Below are 22,001 nucleotides of genomic sequence, written 5' to 3'. Positions count from 1 at the left end.
ATGGAAGCTGCCTTTTTTATGCCCGCATTTAACTGCGACTCAGGGATTCCCCCCGGACAAAATGCCGCAGTTATTTGACCGTGAGTTCTTCGCTTTTGACGCCTTCTTTCGGCACGACGATCCGCGCCGCGATAATCCCTGCCTCATACAAAATGATGAGCGGAATGGCGAGAATAAGCTGCGAGAAAACGTCCGGCGGCGTGACGACGGCCGAAATAATGAACGCGCCAACGATCACGTAAGGGCGAATCTGCTTGAGCTTGGCGATCGTCACGACGCCCATGCGCGCCAGCAAAACGACGACGATCGGCACTTCGAACGTGACCCCGAACACCAGGAACATCGTCAGCACGAAGCTGAGGTAGTTGTCGATATCCGTGGTCATTTCCGCGCCGAGCGGCGCGTTGTAGTACGCCATCACGCGGAAAATCGTCGGAAACACGATGAAGTACGCGAACGCCATGCCGCACAGAAACAGCGAGTAGCTGCTGAAGACCAGCGGCCCGACGAGCTTCTTCTCATGCTGATACAAGCCCGGCGCGACGAACGCCCAGATCTGATACAGCACGATGGGCAGCGCGATCACGAAGGCGACCAGCATGGTCACTTTCATCGGCACGAAGAACGAACCGGTGACGTCCGTGACGATCATCTTGCCGTCGCGCGGCAGGTTCTGCATCAGCGGACGCGCGAGCAGACGGAAGATATCCGGCGCCCAGTACACGAGCCCGACGAACACCACGATAACCGCCCCGCCCGCGCGCATGATGCGATTGCGCAGCTCGACGAGGTGCGAGATGAACGTCTCTTCGACGGCCTCTTCTTTAGTTTGTTGCGGGTCGCTCACGCCGGCCCTCGGTATGAATCAGTCGATGAAAGGAAGTGCGGCCCGCTCACAGGAATCGCGTCGGCCTGCGCATCGTCTCGGGCGTATGCCGCGCGACGCGCGCCGCGCCCGATTGAACACGCGTGCGCGTGCCGGTCGAACACTTGTACCAGGTGGGAATCGAGCCGCGTTTGACGCGCCAATTCTTGCGTCTGCTCGCATCGATCGATGTGTTGACCCACGACTGCGGCGTCGCCGGTTCGGCGAACGTCGGCACCGCAGTTGCCGATTCTTCCGCGCCGCCCGCCACGCTGGACGACACCGACGAACCCTGACCGAACGCGTCGTTGAGTTCGGATTCGTGGCGCTTCAGATTGTCGTGAATGGTCGATTCGACGTTCGATGCCGCCGTTTCGAACTCGGTGCGCATCTTCTTGAGCTCATCGAGTTCCATTTCACGCGCCACCTCCGACTTGACGTCGTTGATATAGCGCTGCGCACGCCCGAACAGCGCGCCCGCCGTGCGCGCGACGCCCGGCAGACGCTCGGGGCCGAGCACCACGAGCGCCACGACGCCGATAAGCGCCATTTTGGTCAGACCGAGATCGAGCATTGAACGAGAAGTGGGAGTTGACGGACCGCGACCGGATTAACGGTAGTCGTTCGAGCGGGACTTGTCCTTGGCTTCGACGTCCACCGTGCCGTCACGCGACAGCTCGCGCTGCTTTTCCTGCGAGCCCGGCTCTTCGCTCTCGCGCATTCCTTCCTTGAAACCCTTGACCGCGCCGCCCAGATCGCCGCCGATATTGCGCAGCTTCTTCGTGCCGAACACCAGCGCCACGATCAGCAAGACGATCAACCAATGCCAAATGCTTAACGAACCCATGAATGAAAACTCTCCGTGACTTCGCCGAAACTACGGGTTGCGGCGAGAAATGTGGCCTTGCGGCCGGAGCCGAAACACGCTGCCTCAGCAATCAACTAGCGATTGTGCGCGTCCAATATTGCATTAGAAAGGTTCATGCCACGAAACTTTCTCGACTGCCTCAGCCCATTCGCTTCCACGGACGCGCGCCTGCCAGCAAATGGGCGTGAATGTGATAAACCTCTTGCCCGCCGCCCGGACCGGTGTTGATCACCGTGCGAAAACCCGTGTCGCCGCCCGTGTAGGCGACGCCCAGTTCTTTCGCCAATCGTCCGACGAGACTTACCATTCTACCAAGCAGCGGAGCATCGGTTTCTGTGCAGTGCGACAAGGTTTCGATGTGCTTTTTGGGAATCACCAGCACATGCACGGGCGCGGCCGGATTGATATCGTTGAAGGCGAGAAATTCGTCGTCTTCATAGACCTTGGTGCTCGGAATCTGCCCGGCGGCGATCTTGCAGAAAACGCAGTTGTCCTGACTCATTGGCGTCTCGTGTATTTTTCGGTGCTCGTCAGAACCACGCGCGCGGCTCGATCGGCTTTCCTTCGTAAAGGAACAGCCAGCCCTTGATTATGCGATAAAGGGTCCAGATGCTGACCGCTCCGAGAATCAAAAATCCGATTCCGACCCACAGTAGCGCGAAACCGATCAGATGGCCGAGCACCGCCCACCAGAACGTGCGGATCTGCCAGGTGAAATGATCCTCGAAGGGCGTGCCCGCCGCGTCGCCGCGCTTGATGTAATTGAGGATGATGGCGATAAGGCCGGTCAGCCCGCCCGTCAGCCAATACACGGCGTAAAGCGCGTAAAGGACGTGCGTGAAAGTCCGCACGCTGCGCAGACGCTCGGGATCGGTCGGGTCCTGATACACCGGAGGCGGATACGATTCATAAGGCTGGTTCATGCATGCCCTCCTTCGCGTGAGCCGCGAAAATGCCCGTCAGCCGCCGTTCTGCTCGCGCTCGCGCGATTTGCGCAGCGCTTTTTCCTCGATCCCCGACAAACCTTCGCGTCGCTCCAGTTCCGCGACCACGTCGGCCGGGCTGAGATCGAAGTGCGACAACATCACGAGACAGTGAAACCACAAATCGGCGACTTCGCCGACGAGCGCCTTGGGCGCGCCGCCGTGGCGCGTGTCCTTCGCGGCGAGCACGACTTCCGTCGCCTCTTCGCCGATTTTCTTCAGGACCGCGTCGTCACCTTTGTGAAAGAGTCGGGAAACGTAGCTTTGTTCCGGATCGCCGCCCTTGCGGCTGTCGATGACGGCGGCCAAGCGCAGCAGCGTGTCCAGCGTGGTGTCTTGCGTCATTTGTACATGCTTTCTGGATCTTTGAGCACCGGATCGACCGCGACCCATTCGCCGCTGTCCGCCGTGCCTTCGAATTTCTGGAAAAAACAGGAATGGCGGCCCGTATGGCACGCGATGCCCGAAACCTGCTCGACCTTGAGCAGGACGACGTCCTCGTCGCAGTCTAGACGCACTTCGTGAACATACTGTACATGCCCCGATTCTTCGCCCTTGAACCACAGACGCTGACGCGAACGCGAAAAATACACCGCGCGCTTCAGTTCGATGGTCTTGGCGAGCGCCTCGCGGTTCATCCACGCGAACATCAGCACGTCGTTGGTCATGTGTTCCTGCGCGATGACCGGCACGAGGCCGTTCGCGTCCCAATTTACCTTGTCGAGCCAGTTGGCCTGATCGCTCACCGCTTACGCCCTGACCGAAATGCCCTGATCGGCCATGAAGCGCTTGGCTTCGCCAACCGTGTGTTCGCCGTAGTGGAAGATGCTCGCGGCAAGCACCGCATCCGCGTGACCTTCGACGATGCCGTCCGCCAGATGCTGCAACGAGCCGACGCCGCCCGACGCGATCACCGGAATCGGCACCGCGTCCGATACCGCGCGCGTCAGCGCCAGATCGAAGCCGGACTTCGTGCCGTCGCGATCCATGCTGGTGAGCAGGATTTCGCCCGCGCCGAGTTCGGCCATCTTGCGCGCCCATTCGATCGCGTCGATGCCGGTCGCCTTGCGCCCGCCGTGCGTGAACACTTCCCAGCGCGACGCCTCGCCTTCGCCCGACACGTGCTTCGCGTCGATCGCGACGACGATGCACTGCGAGCCGTGCTTGTCCGACGCATCGCGCACGAGCTGCGGATTGGCGACCGCCGACGAATTCATGCTGATCTTGTCCGCGCCCGCGTTGAGCAGACGCCGCACGTCTTCGACTGCGCGCACGCCGCCGCCGACCGTCAGCGGGATGAACACTTGCGACGCCACTGCTTCGATGATCGGCAGAATCAGATCGCGTTGATCCGACGTCGCGGTGATATCGAGAAAGGTGAGTTCGTCCGCGCCCTGATCGTCGTAACGGCGCGCGATTTCGACGGGATCACCCGCGTCGCGCAGTTCGACGAAGTTGACCCCTTTGACGACGCGCCCAGCGGTCACGTCCAGACAGGGGATGATGCGTTTAGCGAGAGCCATGTTCTTGCCACTACCGGTTTTATACGAAGTGAGGGCCGCGCGAGCGGCCCGATGCGCTTGTCGAATCTGCTCGCGCTGCGGAAAAATCAGGCGCCGTCGGCTTCGCGCAGAGCGTCCGCGCGCGATTGCGCGGCGGTGAAATCGAGGTCGCCGGAGTAAATAGCGCGGCCGCAGATCACGCCTTCGATGCCGTCGTCCTCGACTTCGCAGAGCGATTCGATATCCGCGATATTCGACAGCCCGCCGCTCGCGATCACCGGAATCTTCACCGCTTTGGCCAGCCGCACGGTCGCTTCGATATTGATGCCCTGAAGCATGCCGTCGCGCCCGATATCGGTGTAGATGATCGACTCGCAGCCGTAGTCCTCGAACTTGCGCGCGAGATCGACAACTTCGTGGCCGGTCAGCTTGCTCCAGCCGTCGGTCGCGACCTTGCCGTCTTTCGCATCCAGCCCGACGATGATATGGCCGCCGAACGCGCTGCACGCGTCCTGCAGGAAGCCCGGATTCTTCACCGCCGCCGTGCCGATGATGACGTACGCCAGACCGTCATCCAGATAGCGCTCGATGGTTTCGAGATCGCGGATGCCGCCGCCGAGCTGCACGGGAATCTCGCTGCCGACTTCTTCGATGATCGCGCGAATCGCGTCGCCGTTGCGCGGCTTGCCGGCGAAGGCGCCGTTCAGGTCGACGAGATGCAACCGGCGCGCGCCGCGATCGACCCAATGTCGGGCCATTGCCGCCGGATCTTCTGAAAAAATGGTCACCTGGTCCATATCGCCTTGTTTAAGGCGCACGCACTGACCGTCTTTAAGATCGATGGCCGGAATGAGCAGCATAGGTATCGCGTATTTTCTGGTGGAGTTGATCAAAAAGGCGCGCTTGGGTCCTTAGCCTTTCTGCGCGCCGTCTCGCTAGTGTAGTACAAGTCTTGCAATGGTCACGCGGGTGTCAAGATCGGCGAAAACCCCTGTTTTTACCGTTCGTCACGGGTTCCAGTGCACGAAATTGCGATAGACGCGCAAACCGGCGTCCGCGCTCTTTTCCGGGTGAAATTGGGTCGCGAAGATATTGTCGCGCGCCACCGCCGACGTGAACGCACCGCCGTACACGGTTTCGCCCGACGTGTGCGCGGGATTCTCCGGCACGACGTAGTAGCTGTGCACGAAATAGAAGAACGCGCCGTCCGCGACGCCGTTCCACATCGCGTGCGGCTGCGCCTGACGGACGCGGTTCCAGCCCATCTGCGGCACCTTGAAGCGCGAGCCGTCGTCCTGGAGCAGGCCGTCGAGCTGGAAACGCACCACTTTGCCCGGCAGCAGGCCGAGACCCTTCGTGTCGCCTTCCTCGCTCCAATCGAACAGCATCTGCTCGCCGACGCACACGCCCAGCATCGGCTTTTCTCGCGCGGCCTGCATCACCGCTTCCTGAAGGCCGGACTGCGCCAGATGGCCCATGCAATCGCGCATCGCGCCCTGACCGGGCAACACGATGCGATCCGCCGAGCGAATGCCCTGCGGCTGATCGACGATCGCCACGTCCGCTTCGGGTGCGGCCTTCTTCAGCGCCTGATACACCGAGCGCAGGTTGCCCATTCCGTAATCAACAATCGCAATCGAAGTTTTCATTTCAAAGATGGCATCAAGGCCTTCAACCCGTTGACGATGAACTCCACCGCCAGCGCGGACAACATCAAACCCATCAGACGCGTACCGATATTGATTCCCGTGCGCCCGACCACGCGCGCGATCGGCTCCGCGAGATTCAGCGCGCCGAAGCACAGCGCCGCGATGATTCCGCCCAGCAGGACCAGCCCGAAGCGGTCGTACCAGTGCTGCGCGTTCGCAGCATAAACGATCACCGTGCTGATCGATCCCGGCCCGGTGAGCAGCGGAATGGCGAGCGGCACGACGGCAATACTGTTGCGCTCCTCGGCTTCCATGCGCTCTTCCGGCGTCGAACGCGCGTTGCCGACCTGCGCGTTCAACATGCTGATCGCCATCAACAACATGATGATGCCGCCGCCGACTTCGAACGATCCGACCGAAATGCCGAAGAACGCGATGATCTGCTGTCCGAGCAGCGCCGTGACTGCGATCACGCAAAACACCGACACACACGCGACCCGGATGGTATTGCGCTTTTCCGTGTCCGATTGCTGCTGGGTGAGGCTGAGAAAAAACGGTATCGCGCCGATCGGGTTGATCAGCGCGAGCAGAGAGATAAACGACTTGAACAGATCCATCGTGTCATCGACGCATTCTTGCGCCGATCCGGCATGCGCTGATTAGAGACTGCCTTTGGTCGACGGAATCTGCCCCGCCGCGCGCTCGTCGACTTCGCACGCCATCCGCAGTGCGCGGCCGAACGCCTTGAACACGGTTTCGACCTGATGATGCGTGTTCAGTCCGCGCAGATTGTCGATATGCAGCGTCACGCCCGCGTGATTCACGAAGCCGCGGAAAAATTCGATGGTCAGATCGACGTCGAACGTGCCGATGCGCGCGCGCGTGAACGGCACATGGAATTCGAGACCCGGACGGCCGGAAAAGTCGATCACGACGCGCGACAGCGCTTCGTCCAGCGGCACGTACAAATGTCCGTAACGGCGAATGCCCTTGCGATCGCCGATCGCCTTCGCCACCGCCTGACCGAGCGTGATGCCGGTGTCTTCGACCGTGTGATGGTCGTCGATATGGAGGTCGCCATGCGCTTCGATTTCGAGGTCGATGAGCCCGTGACGGGCGATCTGATCGAGCATGTGATCGAGGAACGGGACGCCGGTGGCGAGCTTTTGCTTGCCGGTGCCGTCCAGATCGAGTTTCACACGGATCTGCGTTTCGCTGGTGTTGCGAACGACTTCCGCACTGCGCATGGTGATTCCTTGAGACTTTTCGAAAAGTGGGGATTAATTCGGTCCGAGCTTTTTCAGTGCCGCGACCATCTGCGCGTTTTCGTCGGCCGTGCCGACCGTCAAACGCACGCAGTTAGCGAGCAATGCGTGCATTTTACTCACGTTTTTCACCAAAACCCGCGAAGTCAGCAGCGTTTCGTAAGCGAGCGACGCGTCCGGCACCCGCACGAGCAGAAAATTGCCCGCGCTCGGGAAAACCGTCATGCCGGGCAGCGCGGCGATTTCGCGCGCCAGCGCGATGCGTTGCGCGCGCAGTTTGGCCGCTTGCGCGTCGAGCACATCGAGGTGATCGAGCAGGAAATCGGCGCTCGCCTGCGTCAGCACGTTGATGTTGTACGGCGGGCGCACCTTGTCGAACTGCATGATCCACGCGGGCAAGCCGGCCATGTAGCCGAGCCGGATGCCGGCAAGACCGAGCTTCGAGACCGTGCGCATCACGACGACGTTGTCGAAATCCGCCGCGCGCGGCAGCCAGGTCTTTTCCGCGAACGGCTGATACGCCTCGTCGATCACGACCAGACTGCGCGACGCCGCCGCGATCACGCGTTCGATGTCAGCATCGTCGTAGAGCGTGCCGGTCGGATTGTTCGGATACGCGAGATAGACGAGCGCGGGCGCGTGTTCTTCGATGGCGGCGATCAGCGCGTCGGCATCGAACGTGAAGTCCGCATTCAGCGGCACGCCGACGAACTCCAGATGCGCGAACTTCGCCGACATCTGATACATCACGAAGCCCGGCACGGGCGCCACGACTTTCGCGCCCGGCTTCGCGCACGCCATCGACATCATGCTGATGAGTTCGTCGGAGCCGTTGCCGAGCAGCACGTCGCAGGCGTCGGGCACTTTCATCGCGCGCTTGAGCTTGGCGATAAGCTGCGCCGGACGCGGCGACGGATAGCGGTTCAGCGCGACGCCCGCGAGATGCTCGCCGAGTTTCTTCGCGAGATCGGCTGGCAGGGAGAAGGGATTTTCCATCGCGTCGAGCTTGATCAGGCCCGTGGAATCGGCCACGGGATAGCTCGTCATCGCAATGACGTCGGAACGCAGGATGTCTTGTGGTGTGGTCATGATGCCCCCGGCGGCTCTCAGGCCGCCTCGGTCAGTCGCGAACAGCTAGGTCAGTCGATCAGCCGATATTTTTCTTCGATATTCCGCCGCGCGCGCGTGTGCCGACAAGCCTTCGCCGTACGCCAGTTCCGCCGCGATTTCGCCGAGCGTCTGCGCGCCGTCCGCGCTGACTTCGATCACACTCGATCGCTTCATGAAGTCGTACACGCCGAGCGGCGACGAAAAGCGCGCCGTGCGCGATGTCGGCAGAACGTGGTTCGGGCCGGCGCAGTAATCGCCGAGACTTTCGCTCGTGTAGCGGCCGAGGAACATCGCGCCCGCGTTATGAATCTGCGACGCCCACTGATGCGGATCGAGCGCCGAAATCTCCAGATGCTCCGGCGCGATATCGTTGGCGATCGTGCACGCTTCGGCCATATCCTTTACCTTGATCAGCGCGCCGCGATCTTCGAGCGAACGCTGGATCACGTCACGACGCGGCATCGACGGCAGCAATTCGACGATGGCATCTTCCACGCGCTGGATGAACGCATCGTCCGGGCAGAGCAGGATGGATTGCGCGAGTTCGTCGTGTTCCGCCTGCGAGAACAGGTCCATCGCGACCCAGCGAGGATCGGTGGTGGCGTCGCAGATCACGAGAATCTCGGACGGACCGGCAATCATGTCGATGCCAACGGTCCCAAAAACACGACGTTTCGCCGACGCGACATACGCATTGCCCGGCCCGCAAATCTTGTCGACTGCCGGCACGGTTTGCGTGCCGTACGCGAGCGCCGCCACCGCCTGCGCGCCGCCGATGGTAAACACGCGATCCACGCCGCCGATCAGCGCCGCCGCCAGCACCAGCGGATTCTTCACGCCATCGGGAGTCGGCACGACCATCACGATTTCCTTCACGCCCGCGACGCGCGCCGGAATCGCGTTCATCAGCACCGACGACGGATACGCCGCCTTGCCGCCCGGCACGTAGATGCCCGCGCGATCCAGCGGCGTGACCTTCTGGCCGAGCACGGTGCCGTCGGATTCGGTGTACTGCCAGCTATGACTGCCGCATTCGATCCGCTGCTTCTCGTGATACCCGCGCACGCGCGCGGCCGCCGCTTCGAGCGCCGCGCGGCGCTTCGGCTCGAGTCCTTCGAGCGCGGCTTCGAGTTCGGCTTGCGGCAATTCCAGCGACGCGACGCTGTCCGCCTTCAGACGATCGAACTTGTTGGTGTACTCGAGCACGGCGGCATCGCCGCGCACTTTGACGTCGCCGAGAATCTGCGCGACGGCGCGCTCGATGGCTTCGTCCTCGCTCGCTTCGAATGCGAGAACCGCGCGGAGCGCCTTGTGAAAACCATCGGTACTGGAATCGAGTTTGCGAATCTTGATAGACATGCCGGTTTTCCGTTTTGCTTTGGCGCGCCGCGCGGACGTGCGCCTAGTTTCCTATTCCCGCCGATCCCGACGACGCACGCTTGAATGCGTCGAGATACGGCTTCAGCGCCGCGCGCTTCAGCTTGAGCGCGGCCTGATTCACGACGAGGCGCGAGGAAATCTGCATGATCTCTTCCACTTCGACGAGATTGTTCGCCTTCAGCGTATTGCCCGAACTGACCAGATCGACGATGGCGTCCGCCAGGCCGACGAGCGGCGCGAGTTCCATCGAGCCATACAGTTTGATCAGATCGACGTGCACGCCCTTGGCCGCGAAGTGCTGACGGGCGGTCTCAGTGTACTTGGTCGCGACACGCAACCGCGCGCCCTGACGTACGGCGTTGGCGTAATCGAAACCGGCCTTCACGGCCACCGACATCCGGCAGCGCGCAATGTTCAGATCGACCGGTTGATACAGCCCGCTGCCGCCGTGCTCGATCAGCACGTCCTTGCCCGCGACGCCGAAATCTGCCGCGCCGTATTCGACATATGTAGGAACATCGGTCGCGCGCACGATGATCACGCGCAGGTTCGGGTTGGTGGTCGGCAGGATCAGCTTGCGCGAGCTTTCCGGATCTTCGGCCACCTGTACGCCCGCTGCGGCGAGCAGCGGCACGGTTTCTTCGAAGATACGCCCTTTCGACAGCGCGAGCGTAAGCGGCGCATCCGGCAGGACCGACGACGACGTCTGCGGCAACGAACTCATCACTCGCCCCCGCTGCCCTTGATGCGACGCACGTTCGCACCCACGGCCGTCAGCTTCGACTCCATCCGGTCATAACCGCGGTCCAGATGATAGATGCGGTCGATCAGCGTTTCGCCGTCCGCGCACATCGCGGCGATCACGAGACTCGCCGACGCACGCAGATCGGTCGCCATCACCTTTGCGCCCGACAGCTTCTCGACGCCGTGCACCAGCGCCGTATTGCCGTCGATGGTGATGTTGGCGCCCAGACGGTTCAGTTCCTGAACGTGCATGAAGCGGTTTTCGAAGATCGTCTCGACGACTTGCGCCGTGCCGTTCGCCACCGAATTCAGCGCCATGAACTGCGCCTGCATGTCGGTCGGGAACGCGGGATATTCGGACGTGCGGATGTTCACCGCGTCGGCGCGCTTGGTCATCGAGACGCGCATCCAGTCGTCGCCTTCCTCGATCTTCACGCCCGCTTCGCGCAGCTTGGCCGTCACGGCATCCAGCAGCGACAGCGCGACCTTGCGCAGCGTGACATCGCCGCCCGCCGCCGCCACGGCGCACAGGAACGTGCCCGCTTCGATGCGATCCGGCACGACGTCGTGCTTCGCGCCATGCAGCTTGTCGACGCCGTAAATCACCAGCCGGTCCGTGCCGATGCCATCGATCTTCGCGCCCATCTTCACCAGCAGATGCGCGAGGTCCGTCACTTCCGGCTCGCGCGCGGCGTTTTCGATGACGGTTTCGCCATCGGCCAGCACGGCGGCCATCAGCAGGTTTTCCGTGCCGGTCACGGTGATCATGTCCGTTACGATGCGCGCGCCCTTCAGACGCTTCGCGCGCGCTTCGATGAAACCGTGCTCGATGTTGATCTCGGCGCCCATCGCCTGCAGACCCTTGATGTGCTGATCGACCGGACGCGCGCCGATCGCGCAGCCGCCGGGCAGCGACACCTTCGCCTCGCCGAAACGCGCGACCAGCGGGCCGAGCACGAGAATCGACGCGCGCATGGTTTTCACCATTTCGTACGGCGCGACGAGGTTATCGACCTTCGATGCATTCAGCGTCACGCGGCCGTCCGCCGACACTTCCGACTGCACGCCCATCTGCTTGAGCAGCTTGAGCGTGGTGCGCACGTCCTGCAGATTCGGCACGTTCGACAGATGCACGTCGTCCGCGGTGAGCAGGCTCGCGCAGAGAATGGGCAGCGCCGCGTTCTTCGCACCCGATACTTTGATTTCGCCGGAAAGCTTAGTGCCTCCCGTGATGACCAGTTTATCCATGATGACGTGTCCTTCGACCGAGCTTCCAGCGGCGGAACCGTTTTCCGCGCCGCGATTGTCTTTGATGATTCGCACTATCTACTGCCTATGTCTTTCCGGTGATGCCGGTGATGCCGGTATTGCTGAGTTGAGTCTGATGACCTGATTTGGCTTCGCCGGGTGGACTCAGGCCGCTTTCCACTCGTCGGGGGTCAGGGTCTTCATGCTGAGCGCATGAATCTCCTGTTTCATGCGCTCGCCGAGCGCCGCATAAACCAGTTGATGCCGCGCGATCAGCCGCTTGCCCACGAACGCATCGCTCACGATGGTCGCGAAAAAGTGCTGACCGTCGCCTTCGACTTCGAGATGCTGGCAGGCGAGGCCGCCAGCGATGTAGTCCTTCACTTGCTCCGGAGTCGGCAACATGAAAGTCTCCTTGAGAATTTAGTGACGCAGCTTGTAGCCGCTCGCGAGCAGACGGATGGCGATCAGCGCCAGCACGACCAGAAATCCGCCGACGATGGCGAGGCTCGCCAGCGGGTTCACATCGGACAAGCCGAAGAAGCCGTAGCGGAAACCGTCGATCATGTAGAAGAACGGATTCAGATGCGAGACCGCGCGCCACACGGGCGGAAGCGTATGCGTCGAATAGAACACGCCGGACAGAAACGTGAGCGGCATAATCAGAAAGTTCTGGAACGCGGCGAGCTGGTCGAACTTGTCGGCCCAGATGCCGGCGATCAGACCGAGCGTGCCGAGAATGGCCGAACCGAGCACCGCGAACGCAATGATGTAGAACGGCGCGGCGAACGACATCGGGATGAACCATACCGTCACGATGAACACGCCGACGCCCACGCACAAGCCGCGCACAACCGACGCGAGCACGTAAGCGAAGAACATCTCCCAATGCGCGATCGGCGGCAATAGGACGAACACGAGATTGCCGGTGATCTTCGATTGCGTCAGCGACGACGAGCTATTCGCGAACGCGTTCTGCAACACGCTCATCATCACGAGGCCCGGCACGAGAAAGCTCGTATAGCCGACGCCCGGATACACATTCACATGGCCCGACAGCGCGTGACCGAAGATCGTGAGATACAGAATGGCCGTGACGATCGGCGCGAGCACGGTCTGAAACGACACCTTCCAGAAGCGCAGAAGCTCCTTGTAGAACAACGTCTGAAAGCCGCTCATGAAAGACCCTCGACGACTTCCGGCTCGCGCATCACTTGCATGAACACATCTTCCAGATCGGCTTTGCGGACTTCGATTTCATCGAACGAGCAACCGGCCGCGCGGCATTTGGCGAGAATCGGCTCGACGTCGTCGTAGCTCGTCAGACGCAGCGAATGCTGCGCGCCCGAAACGGCGTTCGGATCGACTTCGAGCGAGCGCAGTTCGGCGGGCAGAACGCCGTTCGAAAAACGCAGATACAACTGCATGCCCGCGAAACGCTGCAACAGCGCGCTGGTGCGCTCGAGCGCGACGACTTCGCCACGACGCAGCATCGCGATGCGGTCGCACAGCGATTCCGCTTCTTCGAGATAGTGCGTGGTCAGCACGATCGTGTGGCCTTCGCGATTCAGGCGCGAAATGAACTTCCACAGCGTCTGACGCAATTCGACGTCGACGCCCGCGGTCGGCTCGTCGAGCACGATCACCGGCGGACGATGCACCAGCGCCTGCGCCACCAGCACGCGCCGCTTCATGCCGCCCGACAGCGCGCGCGTGTTGACGTCGGCCTTCTCGGTGAGATCGAGATTGGCCATGACTTCGTCGATCCAGTCGTCGTTGTTGCGCAGGCCGAAATAGCCCGACTGAATACGCAGCGATTCGCGGACGGTGAAGAACGGATCGAAGACGAGCTCTTGCGGCACCACGCCTAGCGAACGGCGCGCGGCGCGGAAGTCCTTGACGACATCGTGCCCGCGCACGGCGATCGTGCCGCTATCGGCGCGGGCGAGGCCGGCGAGAATGCTGATCAAGGTGGTCTTGCCGGCGCCGTTTGGGCCGAGCAAGCCGAAGAATTCGCCCTCTTCCACCGAGAGGCTCACGCCTTTGAGCGCCTGGAGATCCTTGTAGCGCTTTCTGACGTTTCGGATTTCTATGGCTGACATGAATGTGCGCGCGCATCTGCGGCGGCGCCTCGATTGTGCGGATTTACGCTTGACGGACCCGGTCTCGAGCGCTTTTAAACGCTCGCTAACCAATAAGGGGCCGGGTTCGAGCCCGAAAAAAACGTTTGATTATAGGGCAAAGCGGCTGATGCCGACTTCGGAGCGATCCTGATAGCGGCGAGCGATTGCCTCGCCGCCGCGTCCGAGCGGTGTCAGGACAGGATCAATGTCGGAAGGTGAGGAGCGTGTCGACGCCGTAGGCTTGCGCGAGACTGGCGAGCCCGAAAGGAACATTGATGACTTCGAGCGACGCGCCGCGCGCCGATGCCGCGCGTTGCCACGCGAGCATGACGGCGAGCGCCGACGAATCGAAATGCGTGAGCGGCGCGCAATCCACTTCGGTTGCGCCCGCCGCGATGCGCGACAAACCCGCGTCGAGCGCGCCCTTCGCGCTCTCGTGGGTCAGATTCGCGGCCGTCTGGAAACGGCCGCTTGCACCTGTCGCAGATGTGGCTTGCGTGCTCACGATGCCTTACCGTTCGCGAGCTGCTGGTTGCGCTGCGTGAGGAACTGCACCAGACCGTTCACGCCGTGCTGCTGAATCTGCTCGTTGAACTGCTGTTGATACGCCTGGATCAGCCATGCGCCGAGCACGTTGATGTCGTACACGCGCCAGCCTTGCGGCGTCTCGTACAGGCGATAGTCGAGTTCGACCGGCGAGCCGTTGTTCATCACGACCGAGCGGACCACAACGTCGGTATCGTCCGGCGATGCGCGGAACGGTTTGTACTGGATGGTCTGGTTACGCACTTGCGCGAGCGCGCCCGAGTACGTGCGGATCAGCAGCATCTTGAACTGCTCGACGATCTGCTTCTGCTGCTCCGGCGTCGCCGTGTTCCAGTTGCGGCCCATCACCAGACGCGTGGTGCGCGTGAAGTCCGTGTACGGCAGGATCTTTTCGTTGACGAGCTTGGTGATCTCGTTGATGTCGCCCGACTGGATTTGCTTGTCCGTCTTGATCTGATCGAGCACTTGCTGCGTGACGGTCTTGATCAGCGTGTCCGGATTGCTCGCGTCGGCGGACTGCGCCTGCGCGGCACCGCAGAACGCCATGAACATCGCGATGAGAGGAAGCAAAAAGAGTTTTTTCATTGCAGACCCTGCAAAAATAGTGGCTTGAGTTTGAGAGCGCTATCCAAATCAAAGTTCAGATAGCGCGCGGTTTCGACCTGTCAGAAATGTTACCGCGCGTTAGCGAAAGCTCGCTCAACGCAAGCGGAACGAAGGGAATCCGGGCGGCGCGCGCGGCGGCACGTACTGATTGCCCGGCACCGTGTTCGAACTCGCGGGGTTAGGCGCAGCCGCCGTGCCCGCCGTACCCGAAGCAGGCTCGGCAGCCTGCGCGCCGGACGCGGCGGCGGGCGTCGTGGCCTGCGTGCCTTCGTCGCCGTAATTCGGCAGCGGCGCTTCGCCGTAATCGGGCGCGGTGCTGGAATCGCCGGAAATCAGATACTGGCGACGCTGCAAGTAGGCGTTACGCACGAAGGAGTATTTGTCGAGCGCGGCGTCGGCCAGCACGTCGGTCGCGCCCAGCAGATTGGCGCGCGTGTTGACGAGATTCACGCCGTACAGCGCCCAGCTCACCGAATCCGGATGCACGTAGCTCAGCGGATTGCCGAAGTAATCCGGCACCAGACCCACGGTATCGCGAATCGTGCTCGGGCCGAGCAGCGGCAGGACGAGGAACGGTCCCGGCGGCACGCCGTAGTGACCCATTGTCAGGCCGAAGTCGCCCGCGTGCTTCGGCAGCCGCGCCGCTGATGCCACGTCGAACAGACCGCCGACGCCGAACACCGTGTTGATCGCGACCCGCATGATGTCCGACACGCCGTCCGCGATCTTCAGTTGCAGCAGATTGTTCGCCGCGATGTAAACGTCGCCGATATTCGAGAAGAAGTTGGTCACGCTGTTGCGGACCGGCTCCGGCACCGCCCACACGTAGCCCTTCGCCACCGGCTTGAACGCGTATTGATCGACCGTGTCGTTGATCGTGAACATCGTGCGGTTGTAGCTCTCGAAGGGATCGCCCTTCGTCGGCGTCGTCACCGTCGCGCAACCGGCCAGCGCGCCCGCCATCGTCACCCCGACGATCGCGCGCCGAATCCCCATCGCGTGCATGTTGTTTCTCCTTATTGAGCCGCGCCCGACGCCGCGCTCGCGGGCGCCGCGTTGCTTGCGCCGCTATCGCCCATCGCGCTGGCCGCGCCCGGAAAAGCCGGTGCGGGTGCAGCCGCCGCCGGCGCGCCCGGCGCCTTCGATGCGCCGGAATCCGCCGCCTTGTTGTAGAGGAACTGACCGATCAGGTTTTCCAGCACGACGGCCGATTGTGTCATCGTGATCTGGTCGCCGTTCTTCAGCATCTGATCGTCGCCGCCCGGTTCGAGCCCGATGTACTGCTCGCCGAGCAGGCCGGAAGTCAGGATCTTCGCCGACGAATCCTTCGGAAACTGATATTGCTTGTCGATATCGATGGTCACGACCGCCTGGAACGTGTTCTGGTCGAAGCCGATCGCGCCGACGCGGCCGACCGTCACGCCCGCGCTTTTCACCGGCGCGCGCGCCTTCAGGCCACCAATATTGTCGAACTTCAGCCGCACCGCGTAGGTCGGCTGGAACGACAGGGAACTCATGTTGCCGGCCTTCAGCGTAAGAAAGAGCAGCGCCACGAAACCGAGCACCACGAAGAGGCCGACCCAAAAGTCGAGAGCAGTCTTTTTCATCGTCTTCCCAATGAGAATCTTGTCGCAGGCGGCGCGTGACGGTCTGTGTCCTTCACAACGCCCGCGTTATCGCAGGGCGCCTGCGGATGGTGCATTAGCTGAACATCAGTGCGGTCAGCAGGAAATCGAGGCCGAGCACGGCGAGCGACGCGTGCACGACGGTCTTGGTCGTCGCGCGCGACACGCCTTCCGGCGTCGGCCGGGCTTCGAAGCCCTGGAACAGCGCGATGAACGTCACCGCGAAGCCGAACACGATGCTCTTGATCACGCCGTTACCGATATCGCGCCAGACGTCGACGCCGCCCTGCATTTGAGACCAGAACGCGCCCGGGTCCACGCCGATCAGCATCACGCCGACGATGTAGCCGCCGAGAATGCCGACCGCGCTGAAAATGCCCGCCAGCAAGGGCATGGCGATGATGCCCGCCCACATGCGCGGCGCCATGACGACCTTCATGGGATCGACGGCCATCATTTCCATCGCGGTGAGCTGCTCGCCGGCCTTCATCAGACCGATTTCCGCCGTCAGCGACGTCCCGGCGCGGCCCGCGAACAGCAGCGCGGTGACGACCGGCCCGAGCTCGCGCACCAGCGACAGCGCGACCAGCAGGCCGAGCGCTTCTTCCGAACCGTAACGGCTCAGCGTGTAATAACCCTGCAGACCGAGCACGAAGCCGACGAACAGCCCCGACACCGCGATGATCACGAACGAATAATTGCCGACGAAGAAGACCTGCTTCGTGACGAGGCACGGGCGGCGCAACAGCGGGAAAAATTCGAGCACGAGACGCGCGAACATGCGCGTGGCGTAGCCCGTGGTGCCGAAACCGTCGAGCACCCAGCGTCCGAGCGCGCTGATCATGGCTGCCCTCCGATACCGAAATCCGCCGCGAGCGGCTGGCTTGCGTAGTGGAACTTGAACGGGCCGTCCGGCGTGCCGTCGATGAACTGGCGCACGGTCGGGTCCGGCGACGCGCGCAGTTGCGCCGGCGTGCCTTCGGCGTGAATACCGCCGTTGGCGACGAAATACACGTAATCGGCAATGGAAAACGTCTCCGGCACGTCGTGCGACACGATGATGGACGTCGCGCCCAGCGCGTCGTTCAGCGTGCGGATGAGTTTCGCCGTGATGCCGAGCGAAATGGGATCGAGACCGGCGAACGGCTCGTCGTACATCATCAGTTCGGGATCGAGCGCGATGGCGCGCGCTAGCGCGACGCGGCGCGCCATGCCGCCCGAAATCTCCGACGGCGCGAGATCGCGCGCGCCGCGCAGACCGACCGCGTTGAGCTTCATCAGCACGAGATCGCGGATGAGTTCTTCAGGCAGATCGGTATGTTCGCGCAGCGGAAAGGCGACGTTCTCGAAGACGGTCTGATCCGTGAACAGCGCGCCGAACTGAAACAGCATGCCCATCTTGCGGCGCAGCGCGTAGAGGCCGTCGCGCGACTGCACGCCGACGTCCTGATCGCCGAACATGACCTTGCCGCGGCTCGCCTTCACGAGACCGCCGATGAGGCGCAGGGTCGTGGTTTTGCCGCAGCCGGAGCCGCCCATGACCGCGACCACCTGACCACGCGTGAAACGCATGTTCAGGTTCGACAGGACGAGCCGGTCGCCGTAGCCAAAATCTACGTCGCGTAGCTCTAGCAGAGTCTCGGAGGAAGCAGGCACTGGGGAAGAGATTCCGTTGACGCAAGAGGGCGAATTATAGGGCCTGCGCGCAATCGGTGCTTTTTCTAGTGCCTTGCGTTGCCTTTTTTCAGACTATTTACCTCTGGTCTGCAAATTTCGTTTGCAAGGCGCGAATCGCTTCGGCGACGTCCGATGCCTCCGTCACCGCACGCACGACCGCCGCGCTTCCCACGTCCGTCGCGAGCACGTCGGACATCACGTTTGCGTCGATGCCGCCGATCGCCACCAGCGGCACGCGGCCCTTCAGCAACTGCACGTAGCGGCGCAAGCGCGCGAGGCCTTGCGGCTTGGTCGGCATCACTTTCGTGGTGGTCGGAAACACCGCGCCGAGCGCGAGATAGCTCGGGCGGAAATGCAGCGCGCGCAGCATCTCGTAAAAGCCGTGCGTCGACAGTCCGAGGCGCAAACCGGCTTGCGCGATCGCGCCGAGATCCGCCGTTTCGACGTCCTCTTGCCCGAGATGCACGCCATACGCGCCCGCCGCGATCGCTTCGCGCCAGTGATCGTTGATAAACAGATTCGCCTGATGTTTGCGCCCCGCCGTGACCGAACGTTCGATTTCGCGTTTCAGATCGTCGGCGTCGGTGGTTTTGCGGCGCAGCTGCGTGGTGAGCACGCCGTTGTCGAGCACGCGCTCGATCCATTCGGCGCTCGGCAGCACGGGATACAGGCCCAGCGCGTCCGGGCACGCCGGAAAGCGCGGTTCCGGCGCGGGCAGCAGATCGGCGACGCGCGGGAAGGTGTCGAAATCGGTCGGCCAGGCGTCGTCGCGGGTTGCGTTTTCCGCGCGCCAGGCGAGCGCGAGGACAAGCGCATCGTGCGGTTCGAAATTGCAGTCGAGGAATGCGGCGAGCGCCGCCAGCCAGTCGTCCGATCGCGCCCCTTGCAGCGCGAATCGCGCCTCGCCGCGCCGCAGCGTCACGCGCTCGCCGTGCGCTTCGATCACCGCCGCGCCGGCGTGCAGCAGCGCGTCGATGTCGGCATCGTGCGGCTCGGTGAAGACGATCACGTCCTGCGCACCGGGCGATTCCGGCACGGTCAGGCATACGCGCCATCGCGTGGATACGTCCGGCCACTCGCCCAACCGCGCGCGGATGCGCTCCGCGACTTCGACGAGTTCGTCCGCCGGCGGCCAGAACACTTCGCGTCCGAGCAGACTCATGCCGCACCTCCGTCCTGATGCCAGAACGGCATGCCGACAACCGGCGTGCTCGCCTGCGCGCTGTCACGCTCGGCCATCGGACCGGCGAGGAACGCGGCGCGCCCCGCTTCGGCGCCGAGCGCGAACGCGCGTGCCATGTGCGGCGGAAACGTCGCCTGCGAGACGGCCGTGTTCAGCAGCACGCCGTCGAATCCCCATTCCATCACCTGACACGCATGCGACGGCACTCCGAGACCGGCATCGACGATCAGTGGAACATCGGGCAGACGCTCGCGCAAGGTGCGCAGTCCGTACGAATTCGTCACGCCCTTGCCCGTGCCGATCGGCGCGCCCCACGGCATCAGCGCTTCGCAGCCGGCATCGAGCAGACGGCGGCCGATCACGAGGTCTTCGGTGCAATACGGCAGCACCTTGAAGCCGTCGCGAATGAGCTTGCCCGCCGCTTCGATCAGGCCGATCGGGTCGGGTTGCAGCGTGTAGTCGTCGCCGATCAGTTCGAGCTTGATCCACGGCGTATCGAAGACTTCGCGCGCCATGTAGGCGGTCGTCAGCACTTCGTCGACGCTCTGGCAGCCCGCCGTGTTCGGCAGCAGCGCGACGCCGTGGCGTTTGAGCACGTCGAAGAAACTGGCCTCGCCGGTCTCCGACTGACGGCGCAGCGCGACGGTCACCATGCCGGGACGCGCGGCGTCGATGGAATCGGACAGCGATTGCAGCGACGGATAGCGCGACGTGCCCAGCAGCACGCGGCTCGGAAAAGTCTGGCCATACAGCGTGAGCGCGTCGGCGGTCTGTGTGGTCATGATCGATCCTTCTATATGAATTCAGCCGCCCGCCACGGGCGATACGACGTCGAGCTTGTCACCCGAGGCGAGCGTCTTCGAGCCGTGCTCGCCGCGCGCGACGAACTGGCCGTTCAGCGCGACCGCAAAGGGCGGCTTCGCGCCGAACGCGGCGAGCGCGTCGGTAACGGTCGCCGCATCGGGCAACTGGAAGGCGCGCTGATTGATGTGGATGTCCATGCGATGTCCTGAATGCTAGTGCGCGGCCGTCGCGGCGAATTCGGCGTGAAAGAGCTCGGTCCAGCGCGCGGCGGCGCGGAATGCGTCGAACGCGTCGTGACTGCCGACCGCGCCCGACGCCAACGCCTGCGCGAGTCCGCACGCCGCATCCGCGACTTCCGGCGCGATCATGAAACCGTGCCGATACAAGCCGTTGACGCGCAAGGTCCGCGCCCCGTCCCAGACGATCGCCGGACGATGATCCGGCAAGGTCGGGCGGCAATGCGAGTTGAGTTCGAGGATGCGCGCCTCGCCGAATCCCGGATGCACGGCGAACGCCGCGCTCAGCAATTCGAGCGCCGAACGCACGCTGACCGGCGACATGTCCTCGCCTTCGACTTCGGTCGCGCCGATCACGTACAGATCGTCCTGCTTCGGCGCGATATACAGCGGATAGCGCGGATGCAGCAAACGCACCGGCCGCGTCAAGCCGATGCCCGGCGCATGCACGCGCGCGACTTCGCCGCGAATGCCGCGCAGCGCGGGCCACGCGGGCTTGCCGCCGAGTCCGCGACAATCGACGATCCAGCGCGCGTCGGGCAACGCGTCGACCGGCGTGTTCCAATAGGTGCGCACGCCGCGCGACTTCAAGCCCGCCGCGAGCGCCCTGAGCGCCTGACGATTGTCGAGCTGGCCTTCGTTGGGCAGCAGCCAGCCTTGGGCGAAGCGCGTGCCGAGCGGCGGCTCCGCCTGCGCGACCTGCGCGCCCGCGAGCTTCACGAAGCCGCCGTCGAGCAGCGCGGCGGGCGCGTTGGCGCGCAGCCGGCGTTCGAACAGCGGTGCTTCCGCGCGATCCGCGCCGTGCCAGACGACGAGCGTGCCGTTGCGCTGAAAGTAGACCGGCTCCGGCAACTGCGCGAGCACGCCCGGCCAGCGTTCGAGCGATGCCGCGCCCAGCCCGACCACGAGCGGTTCCGCGCTGGCCGCTTCGGCGAGCGGCGCGAGCATCGCGGCGGCAACCCACGCGGCCGATTGCGTGCCGGCTTCGTCGCCCCGCCCGTACAGCGCCACGCGATGCCCCGCGCCGGCGAGTTGCCACGCCACCAGCCGCCCGACGAGCCCGCCGCCGACGACGGCGAAATCGGGCGGGCCGGGCCGGTCGTGGCGATACGCGGCCTGTTCCATGCTATTCACGATGCGATGTCTCCCTGCTCTATCTGGTCGTTCCGGCAAGCGCGAAACAGCGATGCCGGACGCCGCGCCGCCAAATAGACGCGGACGCGGACAGCATTGGACGACTTCGGAGGAGAGAGACCGGCCCGGCGTCGATGGATACGCGCCGAACGGCATAGGACAGACTGAATGGAAGAGACTGGAGGAACGGCGCGGCGAATGCGGATACTGCCAGATGATGCAAAGCGCGCGCGGTCTCCGGAAACTTCCCTCGCCGGTATTACCCGGATCGGGTGCAAAGGGTCTCTCTCAGCCTCGCCGCGTGCTGTCACGCGCGAAGCACCCCTGTTAGAGGGTAGCCACGTTCCCTCTCGGAAACGCGGCCCCCGAAGAACCGTACGTGCGAGTTTCCCCGCATACGGCTCGAGCACGGCACGAAGCATCTCACTGATGCCGGTTGCGCTTGTATCAGCA

The 22,001-nt window shown here is 63.3% G+C and carries 29 protein-coding genes and 1 riboswitch; all 29 genes read right to left on the bottom strand.

What is annotated here, in order from left to right:
- Nucleotides 1-70 precede the first annotated feature (70 nt).
- Nucleotides 71-847 (bottom strand): twin-arginine translocase subunit TatC, encoded by a 777-nt coding sequence (gene tatC / locus BVER_RS22640; RefSeq protein WP_050455195.1) that lies wholly within the window; start codon nt 845-847, stop codon nt 71-73.
- Between the two features lie 46 nt (nt 848-893).
- Nucleotides 894-1,439, bottom strand: a complete 546-nt coding sequence (gene tatB / locus BVER_RS22635) for a Sec-independent protein translocase protein TatB (protein ID WP_050455194.1) — start codon at nt 1,437-1,439, stop codon at nt 894-896.
- Nucleotides 1,440-1,475: 36 nt separating this feature from the next.
- Nucleotides 1,476-1,712 carry a Sec-independent protein translocase subunit TatA gene (gene tatA, locus BVER_RS22630; RefSeq protein ID WP_050455193.1) on the bottom strand — a complete coding sequence of 79 codons (237 nt, stop codon included), beginning with the start codon at nt 1,710-1,712 and terminating at the stop codon, nt 1,476-1,478.
- Nucleotides 1,713-1,872: 160 nt separating this feature from the next.
- The gene (locus BVER_RS22625) at nt 1,873-2,235 is read right to left on the bottom strand and encodes a histidine triad nucleotide-binding protein (protein WP_050455192.1); all 363 of its coding nucleotides are present in this window, start codon (nt 2,233-2,235) and stop codon (nt 1,873-1,875) included.
- A 28-nt stretch (nt 2,236-2,263) separates the two neighbouring features.
- Entirely contained in the window at nt 2,264-2,656 is a 393-nt protein-coding gene (locus tag BVER_RS22620; RefSeq protein WP_050455191.1) for a DUF4870 family protein, read from the bottom strand.
- A gap of 36 nt (nt 2,657-2,692) precedes the next feature.
- Nucleotides 2,693-3,061 carry a phosphoribosyl-ATP diphosphatase gene (locus BVER_RS22615; protein ID WP_050455190.1) on the bottom strand — a complete coding sequence of 123 codons (369 nt, stop codon included), beginning with the start codon at nt 3,059-3,061 and terminating at the stop codon, nt 2,693-2,695.
- Entirely contained in the window at nt 3,058-3,462 is a 405-nt protein-coding gene (gene hisI, locus BVER_RS22610) for a phosphoribosyl-AMP cyclohydrolase (protein WP_050455189.1), read from the bottom strand. The genes BVER_RS22615 and hisI overlap by 4 nt, the downstream gene beginning before the upstream one ends.
- A gap of 3 nt (nt 3,463-3,465) precedes the next feature.
- The gene (gene hisF / locus BVER_RS22605; protein ID WP_050455188.1) at nt 3,466-4,239 is read right to left on the bottom strand and encodes an imidazole glycerol phosphate synthase subunit HisF; all 774 of its coding nucleotides are present in this window, start codon (nt 4,237-4,239) and stop codon (nt 3,466-3,468) included.
- An 86-nt stretch (nt 4,240-4,325) separates the two neighbouring features.
- Complete coding sequence (gene hisA / locus BVER_RS22600) at nt 4,326-5,078, bottom strand: 1-(5-phosphoribosyl)-5-[(5-phosphoribosylamino)methylideneamino]imidazole-4-carboxamide isomerase (protein ID WP_050455187.1); 753 nt, start codon at nt 5,076-5,078, stop codon at nt 4,326-4,328.
- A gap of 147 nt (nt 5,079-5,225) precedes the next feature.
- On the bottom strand, nt 5,226-5,867 hold the full coding sequence (gene hisH / locus BVER_RS22595) for an imidazole glycerol phosphate synthase subunit HisH (protein WP_083452303.1): 642 nt from the start codon (nt 5,865-5,867) through the stop codon (nt 5,226-5,228).
- The gene (locus tag BVER_RS22590; RefSeq protein ID WP_050455185.1) at nt 5,864-6,484 is read right to left on the bottom strand and encodes a YchE family NAAT transporter; all 621 of its coding nucleotides are present in this window, start codon (nt 6,482-6,484) and stop codon (nt 5,864-5,866) included. Before BVER_RS22590 ends, hisH begins: the two co-directional genes overlap by 4 nt.
- 42 nt (nt 6,485-6,526) lie before the next feature.
- Nucleotides 6,527-7,114: an imidazoleglycerol-phosphate dehydratase HisB gene (hisB, locus tag BVER_RS22585; RefSeq protein ID WP_050455184.1), complete on the bottom strand. Its 588-nt coding sequence runs from the start codon at nt 7,112-7,114 to the stop codon at nt 6,527-6,529.
- 33 nt (nt 7,115-7,147) lie between these two features.
- Nucleotides 7,148-8,221, bottom strand: a complete 1,074-nt coding sequence (gene hisC / locus BVER_RS22580) for a histidinol-phosphate transaminase (RefSeq protein WP_050455183.1) — start codon at nt 8,219-8,221, stop codon at nt 7,148-7,150.
- A 45-nt stretch (nt 8,222-8,266) separates the two neighbouring features.
- Nucleotides 8,267-9,601, bottom strand: a complete 1,335-nt coding sequence (hisD, locus tag BVER_RS22575; RefSeq protein ID WP_050455182.1) for a histidinol dehydrogenase — start codon at nt 9,599-9,601, stop codon at nt 8,267-8,269.
- Nucleotides 9,602-9,644: 43 nt separating this feature from the next.
- Complete coding sequence (gene hisG / locus BVER_RS22570; RefSeq protein ID WP_050455181.1) at nt 9,645-10,346, bottom strand: ATP phosphoribosyltransferase; 702 nt, start codon at nt 10,344-10,346, stop codon at nt 9,645-9,647.
- On the bottom strand, nt 10,346-11,614 hold the full coding sequence (gene murA / locus BVER_RS22565; protein WP_050455202.1) for a UDP-N-acetylglucosamine 1-carboxyvinyltransferase: 1,269 nt from the start codon (nt 11,612-11,614) through the stop codon (nt 10,346-10,348). The genes hisG and murA overlap by 1 nt, the downstream gene beginning before the upstream one ends.
- A 165-nt stretch (nt 11,615-11,779) precedes the next feature.
- A complete protein-coding gene (locus BVER_RS22560; protein ID WP_050455180.1) occupies nt 11,780-12,019 on the bottom strand; it encodes a BolA family protein in 240 nt (79 codons plus the stop codon).
- Nucleotides 12,020-12,037: 18 nt separating this feature from the next.
- On the bottom strand, nt 12,038-12,793 hold the full coding sequence (locus BVER_RS22555; protein ID WP_050455179.1) for an ABC transporter permease: 756 nt from the start codon (nt 12,791-12,793) through the stop codon (nt 12,038-12,040).
- Nucleotides 12,790-13,716: an ABC transporter ATP-binding protein gene (locus BVER_RS22550; RefSeq protein ID WP_050455178.1), complete on the bottom strand. Its 927-nt coding sequence runs from the start codon at nt 13,714-13,716 to the stop codon at nt 12,790-12,792. Before BVER_RS22550 ends, BVER_RS22555 begins: the two co-directional genes overlap by 4 nt.
- Before the next feature lie 223 nt (nt 13,717-13,939).
- Complete coding sequence (locus BVER_RS22545) at nt 13,940-14,242, bottom strand: STAS domain-containing protein (protein ID WP_050455177.1); 303 nt, start codon at nt 14,240-14,242, stop codon at nt 13,940-13,942.
- Nucleotides 14,239-14,868 (bottom strand): MlaC/ttg2D family ABC transporter substrate-binding protein, encoded by a 630-nt coding sequence (locus BVER_RS22540; RefSeq protein ID WP_050455176.1) that lies wholly within the window; start codon nt 14,866-14,868, stop codon nt 14,239-14,241. Before BVER_RS22540 ends, BVER_RS22545 begins: the two co-directional genes overlap by 4 nt.
- A 114-nt stretch (nt 14,869-14,982) precedes the next feature.
- Entirely contained in the window at nt 14,983-15,894 is a 912-nt protein-coding gene (locus BVER_RS22535; RefSeq protein ID WP_050455175.1) for an MlaA family lipoprotein, read from the bottom strand.
- A gap of 11 nt (nt 15,895-15,905) precedes the next feature.
- Nucleotides 15,906-16,496, bottom strand: a complete 591-nt coding sequence (gene mlaD, locus BVER_RS22530) for an outer membrane lipid asymmetry maintenance protein MlaD (RefSeq protein WP_050455174.1) — start codon at nt 16,494-16,496, stop codon at nt 15,906-15,908.
- Nucleotides 16,497-16,590: 94 nt separating this feature from the next.
- On the bottom strand, nt 16,591-17,358 hold the full coding sequence (gene mlaE, locus BVER_RS22525) for a lipid asymmetry maintenance ABC transporter permease subunit MlaE (RefSeq protein ID WP_050455173.1): 768 nt from the start codon (nt 17,356-17,358) through the stop codon (nt 16,591-16,593).
- Nucleotides 17,355-18,170 (bottom strand): ABC transporter ATP-binding protein, encoded by an 816-nt coding sequence (locus BVER_RS22520; RefSeq protein ID WP_050455172.1) that lies wholly within the window; start codon nt 18,168-18,170, stop codon nt 17,355-17,357. The genes mlaE and BVER_RS22520 overlap by 4 nt, the downstream gene beginning before the upstream one ends.
- A 97-nt stretch (nt 18,171-18,267) precedes the next feature.
- Complete coding sequence (thiE, locus tag BVER_RS30500) at nt 18,268-19,353, bottom strand: thiamine phosphate synthase (protein WP_083452302.1); 1,086 nt, start codon at nt 19,351-19,353, stop codon at nt 18,268-18,270.
- Nucleotides 19,350-20,156: a thiazole synthase gene (locus BVER_RS22510; RefSeq protein WP_050455171.1), complete on the bottom strand. Its 807-nt coding sequence runs from the start codon at nt 20,154-20,156 to the stop codon at nt 19,350-19,352. Before BVER_RS22510 ends, thiE begins: the two co-directional genes overlap by 4 nt.
- A 21-nt stretch (nt 20,157-20,177) precedes the next feature.
- The gene (thiS, locus tag BVER_RS22505) at nt 20,178-20,375 is read right to left on the bottom strand and encodes a sulfur carrier protein ThiS (protein WP_050455170.1); all 198 of its coding nucleotides are present in this window, start codon (nt 20,373-20,375) and stop codon (nt 20,178-20,180) included.
- Between the two features lie 15 nt (nt 20,376-20,390).
- Nucleotides 20,391-21,539, bottom strand: coding sequence for an FAD-dependent oxidoreductase (locus BVER_RS22500; protein WP_050455169.1), 1,149 nt, complete (start codon nt 21,537-21,539; stop codon nt 20,391-20,393).
- A gap of 237 nt (nt 21,540-21,776) precedes the next feature.
- A riboswitch (TPP riboswitch) is annotated at nt 21,777-21,884 on the bottom strand.
- Nucleotides 21,885-22,001 lie beyond the last annotated feature (117 nt).

Origin of the sequence: Candidatus Burkholderia verschuerenii, assembly GCF_001189365.1 — a bacterium.
GTDB lineage: Bacteria > Pseudomonadota > Gammaproteobacteria > Burkholderiales > Burkholderiaceae > Caballeronia > Caballeronia verschuerenii.
The sequence above is the reverse complement of the archived record's forward strand: the minus strand, read 5'-3'. Positions and strand labels throughout refer to the sequence as shown.